Annotated in this window: 14 protein-coding genes; 11 read left to right on the forward strand and 3 right to left on the reverse strand. The window is 54.1% G+C overall.

The window, feature by feature from the left end:
• Positions 1 to 27: 27 nt before the first annotated feature.
• Positions 28 to 1,059 carry an AI-2E family transporter gene (locus H8K47_RS02545; protein ID WP_186879857.1) on the reverse strand — a complete coding sequence of 344 codons (1,032 nt, stop codon included), beginning with the start codon at positions 1,057 to 1,059 and terminating at the stop codon, positions 28 to 30.
• A 279-nt stretch (positions 1,060 to 1,338) separates the two neighbouring features.
• Between H8K47_RS02545 and H8K47_RS02550 the strand changes: the two genes are divergently transcribed.
• A complete protein-coding gene (locus H8K47_RS02550; RefSeq protein WP_230405230.1) occupies positions 1,339 to 1,905 on the forward strand; it encodes a glycine zipper 2TM domain-containing protein in 567 nt (188 codons plus the stop codon).
• A gap of 268 nt (positions 1,906 to 2,173) precedes the next feature.
• Positions 2,174 to 3,634 carry a sensor domain-containing diguanylate cyclase gene (locus H8K47_RS02555; RefSeq protein ID WP_230405231.1) on the forward strand — a complete coding sequence of 487 codons (1,461 nt, stop codon included), beginning with the start codon at positions 2,174 to 2,176 and terminating at the stop codon, positions 3,632 to 3,634.
• Here the strand turns inward: H8K47_RS02555 and H8K47_RS02560 are convergent.
• Together H8K47_RS02560 and H8K47_RS02565 are read right to left on the reverse strand one after the other, a co-directional pair.
• Positions 3,619 to 4,449 carry a Rossmann-like and DUF2520 domain-containing protein gene (locus H8K47_RS02560; RefSeq protein ID WP_186879859.1) on the reverse strand — a complete coding sequence of 277 codons (831 nt, stop codon included), beginning with the start codon at positions 4,447 to 4,449 and terminating at the stop codon, positions 3,619 to 3,621. The two genes, H8K47_RS02555 and H8K47_RS02560, sit on opposite strands and share 16 nt — an antisense overlap.
• Positions 4,446 to 5,144, reverse strand: coding sequence for a Crp/Fnr family transcriptional regulator (locus H8K47_RS02565; RefSeq protein WP_186879860.1), 699 nt, complete (start codon positions 5,142 to 5,144; stop codon positions 4,446 to 4,448). Before H8K47_RS02565 ends, H8K47_RS02560 begins: the two co-directional genes overlap by 4 nt.
• A gap of 309 nt (positions 5,145 to 5,453) precedes the next feature.
• On the opposite strand from H8K47_RS02565, the gene H8K47_RS02570 reads away from it, so the two are divergent.
• The 9 genes from H8K47_RS02570 to H8K47_RS02610 all read left to right on the forward strand — a co-directional run bounded on the left by H8K47_RS02570 (position 5,454) and on the right by H8K47_RS02610 (position 17,093).
• Positions 5,454 to 7,400 (forward strand): AMP-binding protein, encoded by a 1,947-nt coding sequence (locus H8K47_RS02570; RefSeq protein ID WP_186879861.1) that lies wholly within the window; start codon positions 5,454 to 5,456, stop codon positions 7,398 to 7,400.
• Positions 7,401 to 7,409: 9 nt separating this feature from the next.
• Positions 7,410 to 8,198, forward strand: a complete 789-nt coding sequence (locus tag H8K47_RS02575) for an ABC transporter ATP-binding protein (protein WP_186879862.1) — start codon at positions 7,410 to 7,412, stop codon at positions 8,196 to 8,198.
• Positions 8,199 to 8,225: 27 nt separating this feature from the next.
• The gene (locus H8K47_RS02580) at positions 8,226 to 9,122 is read left to right on the forward strand and encodes a branched-chain amino acid ABC transporter permease (RefSeq protein ID WP_186879993.1); all 897 of its coding nucleotides are present in this window, start codon (positions 8,226 to 8,228) and stop codon (positions 9,120 to 9,122) included.
• 157 nt (positions 9,123 to 9,279) lie between these two features.
• Positions 9,280 to 10,338: a branched-chain amino acid ABC transporter permease gene (locus H8K47_RS02585; RefSeq protein WP_186879863.1), complete on the forward strand. Its 1,059-nt coding sequence runs from the start codon at positions 9,280 to 9,282 to the stop codon at positions 10,336 to 10,338.
• Between the two features lie 95 nt (positions 10,339 to 10,433).
• Positions 10,434 to 11,735: an ABC transporter substrate-binding protein gene (locus H8K47_RS02590; RefSeq protein WP_186879864.1), complete on the forward strand. Its 1,302-nt coding sequence runs from the start codon at positions 10,434 to 10,436 to the stop codon at positions 11,733 to 11,735.
• A 111-nt stretch (positions 11,736 to 11,846) separates the two neighbouring features.
• Positions 11,847 to 12,692, forward strand: a complete 846-nt coding sequence (locus H8K47_RS02595) for an ABC transporter ATP-binding protein (RefSeq protein WP_230410138.1) — start codon at positions 11,847 to 11,849, stop codon at positions 12,690 to 12,692.
• Positions 12,693 to 12,782: 90 nt separating this feature from the next.
• Complete coding sequence (locus H8K47_RS02600) at positions 12,783 to 14,030, forward strand: phenylacetate--CoA ligase family protein (protein ID WP_186879865.1); 1,248 nt, start codon at positions 12,783 to 12,785, stop codon at positions 14,028 to 14,030.
• A 353-nt stretch (positions 14,031 to 14,383) separates the two neighbouring features.
• On the forward strand, positions 14,384 to 14,842 hold the full coding sequence (locus tag H8K47_RS02605) for a (2Fe-2S)-binding protein (RefSeq protein WP_329604132.1): 459 nt from the start codon (positions 14,384 to 14,386) through the stop codon (positions 14,840 to 14,842).
• Between the two features lie 10 nt (positions 14,843 to 14,852).
• Complete coding sequence (locus tag H8K47_RS02610) at positions 14,853 to 17,093, forward strand: xanthine dehydrogenase family protein molybdopterin-binding subunit (protein ID WP_186879867.1); 2,241 nt, start codon at positions 14,853 to 14,855, stop codon at positions 17,091 to 17,093.
• Positions 17,094 to 17,137 lie beyond the last annotated feature (44 nt).

Raw genomic sequence — 17,137 nt, forward strand, 5'->3', positions numbered from 1 at the left:
ATGGCTGTGATGAATTATTTTCAGGCTTTATACCAACTCGCGCTGACTCAGTTCCAGTTTGAGGTAGGCATAAAATACCGGTGCCACAACCAATCCGGGCACGCCGAACAAGGTCTCCATCACCAATATCGCTGTCAGTAACTCCCAGGCACGCGCATTAATTTGCGCACCGATAATTTTTGCATTAAGAAAATATTCTGCCTTATGGATCACCACCATAAACAATAGAGACCCCATTGCCACATGCAAAGAATGAGACAGGGCCACAATCACAATCAGCGTGTTGGAAATGATATTACCGGCGACAGGTATCAAACCGGCCACAAAAGTTATCGCGATCATGGTTTTCACCAGCGGCAGGTGAATCCCGCACAAGGGCAATACCAGCGCCAGATAAATCGCGGTCATGACCGTATTGATCAGCGAAATCTGCACCTGCGCAAACACGATCTTATGAAACACATTCCCCAGATTGCTGACACGCCGTAACAGCGCCGCAGCAAAGGGTTTATGTTGTGCGTCATCACTGACATCACGCAAAGCCACCATGCTGCCTATAATGAGGCCGAGCAATAAATGCACCAGCATATGACCGGCTTCAGGCACCAGTAATTTGGCTTCGCCAGCGTGCTCTCTAAGCCAATGTATCAGCATTTCCTGCAATGCAGCGACGCCTTCCGGCAAGTTGGCACTTACCCACTCCGGAACTTGATGACGCGAAGCCTCAATAATATCCGCCAGTTTTTGCAAGAGATTATGTAAATTACCGGCATCGCTGCGGAAAAATACATGCAGGCCCCAGGATGCTGCCAATATCGCGCTGATCAATATGAAGGACAGCAACACCACGGCGATCATACGCGGTTGTCGGTGACTGAAACGGCGCGCGATGCCCGGCGTCATCACATGGATCAGGGAATACACCAGCAAACCTGCAAACAAGGCCAGTACCAGACCTGCCTTTAATGCCAGCAACAGACCCAGACCTGCCAATATATAAGAAGCATATTCGCAGGAATTCAGCGCTGGCAACGCTGGTGTCAAAGGCTTAGCAGCCATACTTGTCCTTTCAAAAGTGACCGATTGCGACGGCAAAAATCAGGCGCTCATTTAAGCATAAAGCCTGGCCCTTATGCGACGGTAATAACGCACTTGATTTACTCCGGCAGTCATAAGAAGACAGCAATGACTTTTCCCAACGGCAAGACGCCGATAATGGCAATACCAAAGGTAGCGGGATATGCGCCGTCAAACTAAGTTACACTAAGTTTGTATTCCTTTTCGGAACTTCTGGCGTTTAATACTAACTAATTCGTGACAATTCGCAACGAGGCTAATATGAAAACGACACGTAAAACGACAAGTAAACACTGGATGATACTGAGCACACTGGTCGCAATGGGTGGCGCTGTGCACACTGCACATGCAGCCGACTTTGAAGATTTTGCACGTGTAATCAGCGTTACGCCGCAAATGGAACAAATTAATGTACCGCGCCAGGATTGCCGTACTGAATACGAAACCACCCAGCGCTATCGTCAGCCCGAACGTCAGGCAGAACGTAGCAATGGTGGCGCTATCCTTGGTGGTGTTGCAGGTGGTTTATTAGGCAGCCAGGTCGGCGGTGGCAATGGCCGTATTGCAGCAGCCGCGGCCGGTGCCATTGCTGGCGCCCTGGTCGGTGACCGCATGGATAACAATAACGGCAATAACAACAACTATAACAACCAGCCTGCCTACGAAACCCGCCCTGTGCGTCAATGCCGCAATGTAGACAGCTGGGAAACGCGTACCAACGGCTATGCGGTGACCTACGAGTACCATAACCGTACTTACACCACGGTCATGCCGTATGACCCAGGTTCACGTCTGCGCCTGCATGTTGCACTGACGCCGCGTCCTTGAACGACTAAACGTGACAAGCTGCCTGTGGTTTGATGACTTTTTGCTTATTTCCTCAGCAACAGTGGTTATTTTGCATCATTCCTTTACCCCAAAAAACTGACAAAACAGTTAAAAATGATCCGAAATGAAAAAAATGCCGCAATTTGCGGCATTTTTTTCGTCAATATTTCCAGAAAACAAGTTGCATAAGCCACAGAAAGCGTGGCGCTTTATAGTATGATTTGCGGCAAACCCATCGCTTACGCTCCGTCTCCAGTCCATGAAAAACATGTTTAAAAAATACGGTCTGCTGGTATGGCTATCTCTTATCCTGATTGCCGGTTTTGTCTTCACGACCTTTGCTGGCTATATCGTCTCACGCGACACGATACATCAGAGCATCTCCGAACAAACCTTGCCGCTAACTGGGGACAATGTCTACTCCGAAATCCAGCGAGATATCCTGCGCCCGGTTTTCGTTTCGTCGCAGATGGCGCACGATACGTTTCTACGCGACTGGATACTGAATGGCGAAGAAGATCAGGAACTGATCACCAAATATCTGAAAGAAATCAAACAAAAAAACAATGCGGTATCCAGCTTCCTGATTTCAGAAAAAAGCCGCAATTACTATCATTCCGAAGGTCTGCTCAAAAAAATTAAAGAAGGCGACCCACGTGATTCCTGGTTTTTTCGTGTCAAAAATCTCAAGACCCAGTATGAAACCAATGTCGATCAGGACCAGGCCAATCATGATGCGGTCACGATTTTTGTCAATTACCGCATATTCGATTATCAGGGGGAATTTCTCGGCGCGACCGGAATAGGACTGACTCTTGACACGCTTAAGCATCTGATCGATAGCTATCAACAGCGTTTTGACCGGAAAATATTTTTCGTCGATCAGAAAGGCAAAGTGACGCTCAATGGTAGTAATTTCGGTAAAACCGGCGGCAGCCTGCAAGCAATGAGCGGCATACAAAGTATCAGCGATAAGATACTCAGCAATCGCGGTACCGACTCCTCTCACCTGGAGTACATGGGTAATAATGGCAAGGTCTTACTGAATTCACGCTACATTCCGGAACTGGGCTGGTATTTGTTGGTCGAGCAGGAAACCAATGTCGATATCAAACCTGTGCAAAACGTCTACCTGCTCAATATCGGCATCAGTGCTGGTGTCACGCTTCTGATTGCGGGTATGGTGCTGATCACTGTGCGGCGTTATCAGACACGCCTGGAAAAATCAGCATCAACTGATGCACTCACGAATTTGTTGAACAGGCATGCGTTTGACTTCGTATTTCAGCAGGCGCTGCTCGACAGTGAACGTACACGCCAACCTATGTGTGTGATCCTGCTTGATGTTGACTTCTTTAAAAAAATCAATGACAAACAAGGTCATCTGGTCGGTGATCACGTTTTGAAAGAAGTCGCAGCGATTGCCAAACGTTCATTGCGGGAAAGCGACATCATCTGTCGCTGGGGCGGTGAAGAATTTTTAGTATTACTCAAAAACTGCACGCTGGAAAAATCCACATCGATTGCAGAAAATCTGCGCAATACCATCGCTAATAATGACTTTTCACGCACCACCGACTTAACCCGTGGCCGCTTGTCAGTAACGGTCAGTATGGGCGTCGCACAATGCCGTGAAAACGAGAGCGAAGATAGCGTATTCGAAAGAGCCGATCTGGCGCTATATCAGGCAAAAGAAAACGGCCGTAACAGCGTTTACTTCTCTGAGTGAATACGGCGGGCTGCCAGTGCCTGTGTCGGCGCGATCAGCGCCTGATACAGCGCACCGGCCTCAGGCAAGGCTTGTTTCAGTGCGGCGGCCTGCTGCTCCACTAACACCATGTCACCGCGTGCGATCGGCCCGGTCAGTGCGCGCTCTGCACCTAAGCTAAACACATTCTCCAGCGACAGCCGCGCCAGCGGTGCCGCCATTGCCTGCGCCATCTCAAGAGGAATGCCCGCTGCCTGATACGTCGCTAAGACCGTATCCATCAGCGTCACCAGATAATTACTGGCCATCACGGCTGCCGCGTGATACACCAGCTTGTGTTCTGCTTCTATCCGCACAGTATGGGCTGCGACGGCCTGCAAGGCGGTTTCTAACAGCGTCAGTGCCTGCACATCGCCTTCCAGACTGCATATGGTGCCCGCAAAATCGGCCGCCACTTGCACCGGATCAGCAAAGCTGCGCACCGGATGCAGGCTGGCAGTGCATGCACCTGCTTGTGCCGCCGGTGCCAGCAACAACGAGGCTTTGGCACCGCTACAATGAAACACCACATCACCAGGCCGCAACACCGCACCAGCCACCAATTGTGTGACGGTTTGACTAATCTGATCATCGGCCACACTCAGCATCCAGATATCGGCTGGCTGCATATCAGGCCAGCTGGCCGCCGTGCCGGCACCAATCACAGTCAGCGCGTGAGCCGTGCTGGCCAGACTACGATTCATGACTTGGCCAATGCGAAATACCGCCTGCTGATGCCAGACCCGCGCCAGCGTCTGACCGACCCGGCCAGCACCGATGATGGACAGTGTTTTCACCGTTCAGTCTCCTGCGGAAAACTGCGCAAGCCATCCAGATTGAGTATCGTGATCCCGCCATAATCAACCCGCAGTAACTGTTTTTTTTCCAACAGCTGCAGCGCCTGATTGGCACGCTGACGCGACACGCTGCTGATATAACCGATCTCTTCCTGAGAAATCTGCAGTTGCATACTGCTGGCAGGATTCAGGTAGGGATGAAACATCGCTGCCAGGCAGCGCGCCACCCGGGTATCGGGATCGAGCATACGATCGTATTCCACCAACGAGATAAACAAACCCAACCGTGCATTGAGCTGATGCAGCAGGAAGCGGTTAAACGGGATGCTGTGATCAAGCAAATAGTTGAAGGTCGTGCGCGGCATGAAGGCGACGCGGGTGTCGCGCAAGGCCACCACATCGTAGCGCCGTGGCTCAGTCTTGAGCAGCGAACCTTCACCGAACCAGCCGCCCGCCAGCATACAGCTGAAGGTCACGGTTTTCCCTTCCGGCGAGATACTGCTCATTTTTAAAAAACCGTCGATCACGCCCATCCAATGATCCACAGGATCGCCTTTACGACACACAAACGCACCGGCCGGTACAAAGCGCTCTGTCACTTCGTCCCTGACTTTTTGCATATGTTCCGGCGCCAGCATACTGGCCCACATGGTGTGCTGAAAACGCAGTTCTGGATCGCTGTTGGATGTAGTCATGTTTGTGCAACGCACCACCGAAAGTTGTCTCAATTACTCAGATTGTCAGTCAAACGACAGCAGTGATATGAAGAACACCGCTAGACTCAGCCCCTGACTGTCACAGAGCAATATTGTAAGCCCTAGTCTGCACACATGCGCTGTTGTTTGATGTCCGGTCCGCTCTGTGTACACACGTAAGACTGTCGTAAGTAAAGCTCAGGACACTTCCAAAACAACTTGAGTAAACAATACAAACCTGAACGCAAGGATGACCGGTACACAGAAACCGGAATCTGAGCGCTATGCCTGAGGGCAGATGGTGGAGACATGACAAGTACAACGAACAAGACCTTTCCGGCCTTGTTGCTGGCGCATGGCAAGCTGCGTCCGCATCATCCGGCTTTTCGTGAGAAAGATCTGGGCATCTGGCAAACCTGGAGCTGGCAGCAGGTCAATACGGAAGTACGTGCCCTCGCCTGTGGCCTGGCCGCACGTGGCTTTCAGCGTGGCATGCATCTGGCCATCATCGGCGATAACCGGCCACGTCTGTATTGGGCCATGCTGGCCGCGCAATGCCTGGGCGGTATCGCCGTGCCGCTGTACCAGGATGCGCCCGCTGCCGACATGGCCTATGTCCTCGAAAACGCCGAGATCACCTACGCGATAGTGGAAGATCAGGAACAGGTCGACAAGCTGCTGGAAATCCGCAGCCACTATGCAGGCATCGCCCACATTTGCTATGAAGACGAACGTGGCATGCGTCATTATCAGCAACCTGAGTTGGTGTCTTATGCCAGTCTGCAGCAGGCCGGACGGGATTATGATGCAGCCCACCCTGATTTTTATCTGCAGCAGATTGCAGCCGGCACGGCAGAAGACACCGCCGTCATGCTCTACACCTCCGGCACCACTGGCAAGCCCAAAGGCGTGTGCCAGAGCCACCGCGCGTTTATGACGGCAGCGGAAGGCGGCGTGGCCTTCGACCACTTAAGCGAACACGAAGACATCCTGTCTTATCTGCCCATGGCCTGGGTCGGTGACCATCTGTTTTCATTTGCGCAGGCGCTGGTATGCGGCTTTACGGTGAATTGCCCGGAATCGGGCGAAACGGTATTAAGCGACTTGCGCGAAGTCGGCCCCACCTATTATTTCGCCCCGCCACGGGTGTTTGAAAACATGCTGACCACGGTCATGATACGGATGGAAGATGCCGGTCAGTTCAAGCAAAAACTGTTTCAGCATTTTATGGACCTCGCGCGCCGCTGTGGCGCAGACATCCTCGATGGCAAACCGGTCACCCTGAGCGACAGGCTGCACTACCAGCTTGGTGAATTCCTGATTTACGGACCACTCAAAAACGTACTGGGCCTGTCACGCGTGCGCGTGGCTTACACCGCCGGTGCTGCCATCGGACCCGACCTGTTCCGCTTTTACCGTTCTATCGGCGTCAACCTCAAACAACTATACGGTTCGACCGAAACCTGTGCCTATGTCTGCCTGCAACCGGATGGAAAAATCCAGTTTGACAGCGTGGGCCGCGCCGCACCCGGCGTTGATTTACGGCTGGCAGACAATGGAGAAGTGCTGGTGAAGTCAGCAGCCATGCTGACTGGCTATTACAAACGGCCAGACGCGACAGCAGAAGTGATAGACAGTGCGGGCTACTTCCATACCGGCGACGCTGGCATCCTGGATCAGGATGGCAATTTGAAAATCATAGACCGTGCAGCCGATGTCGGTAAGCTGCAGTCGGGTGCCATGTTTGCACCCAACTATATCGAAAATAAGCTCAAATTTTTCCCCTATATCAAAGAGGCTGTGGCCTTCGGTCATGAACGCGCGCATGTGTGTGCCTTCATCAATATCGATATGGAAGCGGTCGGCAACTGGGCCGAACGGCGCGGCATTGCGTATTCCGGCTATACCGATCTGGCCGCCAAGGCCGAAACCTATCAACTGATCCTGTCCTGCATAGAAAAAGTGAATGCTGGTCTGGCCAGTGAGGCAGGTATGGCCGACACCCAGATACAACGCTTCCTGGTGCTGCATAAGGAACTGGATCCGGATGATGATGAACTGACCCGCACCCGCAAAGTACGACGCCGCTTTGTGGCCGATAAATATGCGGTCCTGATCGATGCGATGTATGCGGGGCTGCGTTCGCAATACATAGAAACCCAGGTCAAATTTGAAGATGGCCGTCAGGGCAAAGTCTGTGCTGATCTGCACATCAGCGATGCCACCACTTTCGCTGCCCGTCAGCACGCCGCCTGAGGAGAGCGCATGAATCACAACAGACAAACCGGCGATGTCATCCTCGACCTGCAGGGCATCTCCCTTGCATTTGGCGGGGTGAAGGCGCTCACCAATATTTCATTCAATGTCAGGGAACACGAAATCCGCGCCATCATCGGACCGAATGGCGCTGGCAAAAGCTCTATGCTGAATGTGATCAATGGCGTATACCGTCCGCAGCAGGGTCAGATCACGTATCGTGGACAAGTGCGTAAAGACATGAATACCTATGCCGCTGCGCGCAGTGGTATCGCACGCACCTTCCAGAACATCGCGCTGTTCAAAGGCATGAGTGTGCTCGACAACATCATGACCGGACGCAATCTGAAAATGCACAGCAATTTTCTGCTGCAAGCGCTGTACTGGGGACCGGCGCAAAAAGAAGAAATCGCACATCGACATAAGGTCGAACAAATCATCGATTTTCTGGAAATTCAGCACATCCGTAAAACGCCGGTAGGTCGCCTGTCCTATGGTTTGCAAAAACGCGTGGAGCTGGGCCGGGCACTGGCAGCAGAGCCGGAAATCCTGTTGCTGGACGAACCAATGGCGGGCATGAATGTGGAAGAAAAGCAGGACATGAGCCGCTTCATCCTGGATGTGAATGATCAGTTCGGCACCACCATCGTCCTGATCGAACATGATATGGGCGTCGTGATGGATATTTCCGACCGCGTGGTAGTGCTCGACTATGGCAAAAAAATCGGCGATGGCACACCGGCAGAAGTGCTGGCCAACCAGGAAGTGATTAACGCCTATCTGGGCGTGGCGCACTGAGACTGTCATTAAGGGCAAATCATGAATCTGAATTTTTTCTTTGAAGTGCTGATCGGCGGTTTGTTATCCGGTGTGATGTATGCACTGGTGGCGCTCGGCTTTGTACTGATTTACAAGGCATCCGGCGTGTTCAATTTCGCTCAGGGTGCGATGGTGTTTTTTGCGGCGCTGACCTGTGTCGGGCTCAGCGAAAAATTCCAGTTATCGATGTGGCTCGCGATCCCGCTGACCATGCTGGTGATGGTGCTGCTGGGTCTGGCGATAGAACGCGTGGTATTGCGGCCGCTGGTCAATCAGCCAGAGATTACGCTGTTCATGGCGACCATAGGACTGACGTTTTTCATCGAAGGATTAGCGCAGCTGCTCTGGGGTTCCCAACCGCATAAACTCACTCTGCCGATAGAAGATGTGCCTATCGAATATGTGATGGAACACTACAACATTCTGGTTTCGCAGTTTGATGTGATCGCGGCGCTGATCTGCGCCTTACTGGTCACGGCACTGGCGTTGCTGTTTTCCAAAACCAAAATCGGCCGTGCTTTACGCGCAGTGGCTGACGACCATCAGGCCGCGCTCGCAGTTGGTATTCCATTGCAGCAGATCTGGGCCATCGTCTGGACCGTGGCTGGCTTTGTGGCACTGGTGGCTGGCTTGCTGTGGGGTGCGCGTAATGGTGTGCAATTTGCACTGACCTTTGTCGCCCTCAAAGCTTTGCCAGTGCTGATCCTGGGCGGATTTACCTCAGTGCCGGGCGCGATTGTGGGCGGACTCATCATCGGTGCATCAGAAAAGCTGGCCGAGGTGTATATCGGCCCGCTGGTGGGCGGCGGGATTGAGGGCTGGTTCCCGTATGTACTGGCACTGTTGTTCCTGCTGGTCAGACCTGAGGGGCTGTTCGGTGAAAAAATTATCCGGCGTATTTAAGCCGCACACAGTTGGTTTGGCTGGTGAAATGACATTTGAAATGCGCTTTGTACAGCTTCGAACTGGACTATTAAAACAGCACACCCGTAGCGGGATTGCCTTTCCAGCCAAAATCGCCCTGTAAGCCGCATCCGTATTGAGACTATAAGGACAGACTATGTTTTATCGTGAAGCCGGACAATTTAAAACCAGCTACCAGTCGGATAGTCAGATTTTCCCGCTGCGTCAGGATCGTATAGGGATCACGATCCTGCTCTTGCTCGCCTTGATCGCCGTACCCTGGCTGGCGTCGGATTATGCATTTTCGGCGATCTTCATCCCCTTCCTGATTTTTTCGCTCGCGGCACTCGGCCTCAATATCCTGACCGGCTATGCGGGTCAGCTCTCGCTAGGCACGGCCGCCTTCATGGCGGTCGGCGCCTTTGCTTCGTATAACTTCATGCTGCGTCTGCCCGGCATACCAGTGTTACTGGCTTTCGTACTGGGCGGTATCTGCGCCGCACTGGTCGGCATCGCTTTTGGTCTGCCCTCGCTGCGTATCCGTGGCTTTTATCTGGCGGCAGCGACGCTGGCAACCCAGTTTTTTGTGGTCTGGTGTCTGACTAAAATCCAGTGGTTCACCAACTACAGTGCTTCCGGCGTGATCACTGCACAGGAAATCGTGATTGCAGGCTATGCCTTCAACACGCCGCTCAAAAAATATTTGCTGACTCTGCTGATCGTCGCTGTGCTGGCCCTGCTGGCGAAGAATATGGTGCGCTCGAATGTGGGGCGCTCGTGGATGGCGGTGCGTGACATGGACGTGGCAGCCGAAGTAATCGGCTTCCGGCTGATGCGTACCAAGCTGCTGGCGTTTGCGGTGTCCTCGTTTTACTGCGGCATCGCCGGTGCTTTGTACGCGTATGCCTATCTGGGCACCGTAGAGCCTGAAGCCTATAACCTTGATCTGTCTTTCCGCATCCTGTTCATGATCATTATCGGTGGCGTCGGCTCTATTCTGGGTTCCTTTCTGGGGGCGGCCTTCATCGTGCTGCTGCCAGTGGTACTGAATCTGCTGGCGCATACCCTGGCGCTGCCTACTCATGTGGCGTCGAATCTGGAACTCATGGTGTTTGGCGCACTGATCATTTTCTTCCTGATCGTGGAGCCGCACGGACTGGCGCGCTTATGGCAAATCGCTAAAGAAAAATTAAGGCTGTGGCCTTTCCCACACTAAGGATGTGAGGCTTAACCGGTTTTATCCACAAAAGAGCCCGCTACCCAACCGGGTCAGGGCCGCAACGCAGTAACTGACAACACGAAGGAGACACCATGAAACTGATGAAATCTGTATTACTGGCTTCTGCACTATGTGGTCTGACTGTCACAGCGCAGGCTGATGAACAGTTTGTTCCTGTTCTTTCCTACCGCGTTGGACCGTATGCAGCGGGCGGTTCAGGCTTCTTTGGCGGCGCGATTGATTACTTCAATCTGATCAATGCCAAAGGCGGTCTGAACGGCGTCAAAATCAGCTGGGAAGAATGCGAAACCGAATACAACGCTTCACGCGGGGTGGAATGTTATGAACGTCTGAAAAAATCCCAGGGCGGTGCTTCGCTGGTAGAGCCGCTGTCCACCGGCATTGCCTATGGCATTCTGGATCGCGTCGGAGACGACAAAATCCCGATGACCACACTCGGTTATGGCCGTTCCGATGCGGCTAACGGCAAGGTGTTTCCCTATATTTTCCCACTCATCACCAGTTACTGGAATCAGGCTGCAGCGATGACCAAATACCTGGGCGATAAAGCGGGTGGACTGGACAAACTCAAAGGTAAAAAAATCGTTCACCTGTACCACGACTCAGCATTTGGTAAAGAACCGATTCCGGTACTGGAAGCCCAGGCCAAACAGTATGGCTTTGAACTCATCAAAATCCCGGTCGCGCATCCGGGCAATGAACAGCAATCGCAATGGCTGCAGATCCGTCAGGCCAATCCGGACTTCGTGATCCTGTGGGGCTGGGGCGTGATGAATGCGGTGGCGATCAAAACCGCGCAGCGCAATGGCTATTCGCGTGAAAAAATGCTGGGCGTGTGGTGGGCAGGTTCGGAAGAAGATGCCGTACCGGCTGGTGATGCCGCCAAAGGGTATACCGCGATGACCTTTAATACCCCAGGCAATTATCCTGTACTCGATGAAATCCGCAGCAAAGTCTATGCCGCCGGCAAGGGCAATCTGAGCGACAAAGCGCGTATAGGCTCGGTCTATCACATGCGCGGTGTGACTGCCGCCATCTTGTGGACTGAAGCCATCCTGAAGGCGCAGGAAAAATTCGGCAAGGGCAAAACCATGAGTGCGGAACAGATACGCTGGGGCTTTGAAAATCTGAATGTGGATGAAGCACGTCAAAAAGCGCTGGGTGCACTGAACATGTTTCCTCCGGTGAAAACCTCGTGTGAAGACCATGAGGGCTCAGGCGCAGTCAAGGTGCAGCAATGGACCGGCGATCAGTGGAAAGCGATTACGCCAAACTGGATTACCGGTGACAAGGCACTCACCCGTGCGATGTTGGAAGAATCATCGAATAAATATGCGGCTGAAAAGAAAATCACACCAGCCTGCCTGAAGTAAGACCAGCAGTACTCCGGCTGCGCGGAATGACAAGCTGCGTAGCCGGAGCCAGAACCTGAGCCAATTTTCCCGCTGTATCAATCTGATCAGCGTGGTATGACAGAAGAGCAGATGATGAGTATCTCCGCATTGCGACCAGAAGCCACTGCAGATAACCCAGCTTATCTGAGTGTGAACAATATCGAAGTGATTTACGACCATGTGATCCTGGTCTTAAAAGGGATATCGCTGCAAGTCCCGCAAGGAAAAATCGTGGCGCTGCTGGGCGCCAACGGTGCTGGAAAATCCACCACGCTGAAAGCGATTTCCACTCTGCTGAAAAATGAACGCGGCGATATCACCAAGGGCGATATTCATTTTCGCGGCGAACGCGTCGATCAGCTCACGCCCAATGAGCTGGTCAAACGCGGTCTGTCGCAAGTGATGGAAGGCCGCCATTGTTTCGCCCACCTGAGTGTGGAAGAAAATCTGCTGACCGGTGCCTATACCCGTCACCTGAGCCGCAGCGAACTGAAAGCCGAGCTGGACAAGGTGTATCACTATTTTCCGCGACTGCGCGAACGGCGGCAGTCGCTGGCCGGCTATACCTCAGGCGGTGAACAACAGATGTGCGCCATCGGCCGCGCGCTGATGGCCAGACCCAGCATGATTTTGCTGGACGAGCCGTCAATGGGTATCGCGCCTCAGCTGGTGGAAGAGATTTTTGAGATCGTCAAAAATCTGAATCAGCAAGAGCAGGTCTCATTCCTGCTGGCGGAACAGAATACCAATATCGCTTTGCGTTACGCCGATTTCGGCTACATCCTGGAGAATGGCCGCGTCGTGATGGAAGGTGAAGCCCAGGACCTGGCCAGTAATGAAGACGTGAAGGAATTTTATCTGGGCGTCTCCGGCGCTGGCCGCAAGAGTTTCCGCGAATTGAAATTTTACCGGCGTCGCAAGCGCTGGCTGGCCTGAGGCGCGACCTTTTTTATCAGCGCCCACCATGCTCCCCTGAAGCACAACCACGTCTGACCAGCAGTGATTTTTCTAAAGGAAGTCTGCACCATGCATGATTATCTGGATGCTCTGGAAACCCGTAATCCGCTTAGCCGCGAACAGGCGCTGATGAACCGGCTGCCGCAACTGATCGCCCATGCGCAGCAGGCACCCGGCTGGAGCCGCATACTGCAAGGTGTGCACGCGCCCGAGATCCGCAACCGGGCCGCACTGGCCAGCCTGCCAGTCACGCGCAAATCGGAGTTAAAAACGCTGCAAAGCGTGCTGCGCCCATTCGGCGGACTGAGTACCGCCGCACCGCATGAACTGGCGCGCATCTTCATGTCGCCCGGCCCTATCTTCGATCCGGAAGGCCGTGGCGCCGACTGGTGGCGCTTTGCGCGTCCGCTGCACGCAGTCGGTCTGCGTAAAGGCCAGCTGATACAAAACTGTTTTTCCTACCATTTCACACCCGCCGCTTTCATGGTCGAGAGCGCTGCCGCCAGACTGGGTTGCACTGTGATACCTGCCGGTACCGGGCAGACAGAAATGCAGGTGCAGGCGATGGCGGAACTCAAGCCGGATGCTTACATAGGCACACCAAGCTTCCTCAAAATCATCATAGAAAAAGCCCAGGACAGCGGTGCCGATATCTCCAGCCTGCAAAAGGCAGTAGTCGGTGCCGAAGCATTGCCGCCATCCTTACGGTTGTGGCTGCAACAACACGGGGTACCGCATGTGCTGCAATTGTATGCGAGTGCCGATGTCGGCAATATCGCCTATGAAACCATGACTGAGGGTGAGGTTCATCCCGGCATGGTGTTGGATGAAGAGCTGATACTGGAAATCGTACGCCCCGGAACTGGCGATGTCCTGCCTGAAGGTGAAGTCGGGGAAGTGGTGCTGACTTCCTTCAATCCCGATTATCCGCTGATACGCTTTGCGACTGGTGATTTGTCCGCCATCCTGCCAGGTATCTCGCCCTGTGGCCGTACTAACCAGCGTATCCGTGGCTGGCTGGGCCGCGCCGATCAGACCACCAAGGTGAAAGGCATGTTTGTGCATCCCTCACAGATTGCCGAAGTACAAAAACGCCATCCCGACATTCTCAAAGCCAGACTGGTAGTCAGCGGTGAAATGGGAAATGACAGTATGAGTCTGCACTGCGAAACCCTGACCCCGTCTGAACACCTGCAGCAGGCCATCGTCGCCAGCTTGCGTGACATCACCAAACTGCGTGGCGAAGTTGCGTTCGTGAGCCCGGCCAGCTTGCCGAATGACGGTAAGGTAATCGCGGATATGCGCAGCTATCAGTAGTCAATTTATTGGGCTCAGCCTTCTGCAGCGTACAGAATAATGCGCAGCCTGCCCGCTTCTCCTCGTGTTTGTGGACGCTGACCAGCGTCCATTTTTTTGTGCTCCAACAAGGGGCGATACACTGTGTCGCCGATTTCCGACAGCGGCCTGCTGTGCACAGCAGTAATCTCCATTTTGGCCTATAGTTCTAGCTTCGTAGGACTGACGCAAAATTGTCCCGGCAAGGCTTGGCGATGCAGGCAGTATGGTCTGTACCTGGCATACGAAGGCGAGCGATAACACCGCTGGGTGATTTTGCGTCAGTTTTGCTATTTATCCAACCGATCCGGCAGGAGACATCAGCGATGACACAAATCAGCCAGTTAAGTATTAATCAACAAACCCATCAGCTTGATGTGGACCCATCCACCCCGGTACTGTGGGCCTTGCGCGATGCGCTGGGGCTGACCGGTACCAAGTTTGGCTGCGGTGCGGCTTTGTGCGGTGCCTGCACCGTGCATATCAATGGCCAGGCCACCCGTTCTTGCGTGACGCCGGTTTCGGCAGTCGCCGGACAACAGATTTCGACCATAGAAGGCATGGAAAACGATGCGGTTGGACGCGTGGTGCAAGCCGCCTGGATACAGCATGATGTGGCGCAATGCGGCTATTGCCAGAGCGGTCAGATCATGAGCGCAACCGCGCTGCTGAAAACCAATAAAAAACCCAGCGATGCTGACATCGACGCCGCCATGGCAGGCAATATCTGCCGCTGTGGCACGTATCAACGTATCCGCGCTGCGATACATGATGCTGCGCGTCAGTTAGCCTGAGGGGAACAGCATGCTATTCAATCATCAAAGACTGAATTTGCCACCCGTGCTGCAAAACCGTCTGCAAGCCGCCCCAACAGGCTTGAGCCGCCGCCGTTTTTTGAAAGTCACGGCCAGTTCCGGTTTTGCGCTGGCTTGTTATTCACTGTTGCCAGACAACGCACAGGCACAGGGGACTGAGGCGAATCAGAAGGCCGGTCTGAAACCGACTCAGCAGCCTTCGGCCTTTGTGCAGATTGCAGAAGATGGCATCGTCACGGTGACCATTAACCGTCTGGATTTCGGTCAGGGTGTGCAGACTGGTTTGCCGCTGATACTGGCGGAAGAACTGGATGCGGACTGGAGTCTGGTACGCAGCGTACATGGCAGCAATTCGCCCGCCTATGCCGATCCTTTATTTGGCATCCATCTGACCGGCGGCTCGAATTCCATCAAGAACTCGTATATGCAGTACCGCGAACTCGGTGCGCGCACCCGTGCCATGCTGATCCAGGCCGCGGCGCAACAATGGAAAGCAGATCCGGCCAGCCTGAGCACCAAGGCCGGGTTTGTAATCAGCGCCGAGGGCCAAAAACTGAGCTATGGTCAGCTGGCCAAAGCTGCCATGCAATTGCCGGTGCCTGAGCAAGTGACGCTGAAAGATCCGGCCAGCTTCCGCCTGATCGGCCATGCCACCAAGCGGCTGGATGCGGCAGCGAAATCGCGCGGTCAGCAACAATATGGCATCGACGTGCGCTTGCCTGGCATGCTGACTGCCGTGGTGGCAAGACCACCGGTATTTGGTGCCCGCCTGCGCAGCCTGGATGATGCGGCAGCGAAAGCCATGCCTGGCGTCAAAGCGGTACGCCGTATCGCGCTTGATCGCGGTGCCGAAGGTGTGGCGATTATCGCGACCGGCTACTGGCAAGCCAAGCAGGCGCGCGATGCGCTGAACGTCGAATGGGATATCGCCTCAACAGAAAAAACTGACAGCCAGGCGCAGTTAGCCGCTTATCGCCAGTTGGCTCGCCAGCCGGGTTCACAGTATTACAAAGACGATGTCGCTGGCATCGCCAACGCCACGCATCAGATCAAGGCCGAATTCGTCTTTCCGTATCTGGCGCATGCGCCGATGGAACCGCTGAATTGCACTGTTGCGCTCAAAGGCGACAGCGCTGAACTCTGGTGCGGCACCCAGATGGCCGGTATGGATGGGCTGGCAGCCGCACGTACGCTGGGTTTGAAGCCAGAAAATATTCTGGTGCATACCCAGGCTGCAGGCGGTGGTTTCGGCCGCCGTGCAGTGCCCAGCAATGATTACGTGGTGGAAGCCTGTCAGGTCGCCAAAGCCGCGCTGGATGCGGGCTTGCAGGCACCGGTACGCACTGTCTGGAGCCGTGAAGATGATATCCGTGGTGGCTATTACCGCCCTATGCATCTGCACACTGCCCATATCGGCTTCGATGCGCAGGGCAAAATCCTGGGCTGGGATCATGTGATCGTCGGTCAGTCTATCGTGGCCGGTACCCTGTTTGAAGGCATGATGATCAAGGATGGTATCGATGCGACCGCAGTGGAAGGCATGAAAGAACCGTATGCACTGCCGATGCGGCTCACCGTGCATCATCCCAAAGTGAATGTGCCGGTACTATGGTGGCGCAGCGTAGGCTCTACCCATACCGCGTTTGTGATGGAAACCCTGATCGATGAAATCGCGCAGAAAACGAAACAGGACCCGGTTGCCTACCGCCTGAGTTTAATCGGCGATCAGCATCCGCGTCACCGCGCTGCACTGATGCTGGCTGTCGAGCAATCCGGCTACGGCAAACGCAAGCTGGCAAAAGGTCAGGCCTGGGGTGTGGCAGTGCATGAATCCTTTGAATCGGTAGTGGCCTATGTCGTGGTAGCATCGCTGCAGAAAACGCAGCCTAAACTGCTGGAAGTGACGGCGGGCGTGCATTGCAATCTGGCCGTCAATCCGGAAAGCGTACGCGCACAAGTTGAAGGCGCAGCATTGATGGGTCTGGGCATGTGCCTGCCGGGCGCAGCCATCAGCCTGCGTCAGGGCGTGGTCGAGCAAAGTAATTTCTCTGACTACGTCGTACCACGCATCACCGATATGCCCAAAGTCGCGGTACACATCGTGCCCAGTGCCGATGCACCGAAAGGCATGGGCGAACCCGGTCTGCCACCACTGGCACCCGCCTTCGCCAATGCCTTAGCACGCCTGCAACCCAAACGCCTGCGCGCCCTGCCGTTCAAACTGGCCTAAGCGCAGTACTTACAGACAGATGCTGGCGGCCAGCCAGCAAACCA

Source organism: Cognatundibacterium rugosum (assembly GCF_014284365.1).
Taxonomy (GTDB): Bacteria; Pseudomonadota; Gammaproteobacteria; order Burkholderiales; family Burkholderiaceae_D; genus Undibacterium; species Undibacterium rugosum.

Bases quoted from the DNA above. Each gene is read 5' to 3' on its own strand.
- H8K47_RS02555 (WP_230405231.1), top strand. From the start codon at position 2,174: ATGTTTAAAAAATACGGTCTGCTGGTATGGCTATCTCTTATCCTGATT.
- H8K47_RS02545 (WP_186879857.1), bottom strand. From the start codon at position 1,059: ATGGCTGCTAAGCCTTTGACACCAGCGTTGCCAGCGCTGAATTCCTGC.
- H8K47_RS02590 (WP_186879864.1), top strand. From the start codon at position 10,434: ATGAAACTGATGAAATCTGTATTACTGGCTTCTGCACTATGTGGTCTG.
- H8K47_RS02600 (WP_186879865.1), top strand. From the start codon at position 12,783: ATGCATGATTATCTGGATGCTCTGGAAACCCGTAATCCGCTTAGCCGC.
- H8K47_RS02565 (WP_186879860.1), bottom strand. From the start codon at position 5,144: ATGACTACATCCAACAGCGATCCAGAACTGCGTTTTCAGCACACCATG.
- H8K47_RS02585 (WP_186879863.1), top strand. From the start codon at position 9,280: ATGTTTTATCGTGAAGCCGGACAATTTAAAACCAGCTACCAGTCGGAT.
- H8K47_RS02550 (WP_230405230.1), top strand. From the start codon at position 1,339: ATGAAAACGACACGTAAAACGACAAGTAAACACTGGATGATACTGAGC.
- H8K47_RS02610 (WP_186879867.1), top strand. From the start codon at position 14,853: ATGCTATTCAATCATCAAAGACTGAATTTGCCACCCGTGCTGCAAAAC.
- H8K47_RS02595 (WP_230410138.1), top strand. From the start codon at position 11,847: ATGATGAGTATCTCCGCATTGCGACCAGAAGCCACTGCAGATAACCCA.
- H8K47_RS02570 (WP_186879861.1), top strand. From the start codon at position 5,454: ATGACAAGTACAACGAACAAGACCTTTCCGGCCTTGTTGCTGGCGCAT.
- H8K47_RS02575 (WP_186879862.1), top strand. From the start codon at position 7,410: ATGAATCACAACAGACAAACCGGCGATGTCATCCTCGACCTGCAGGGC.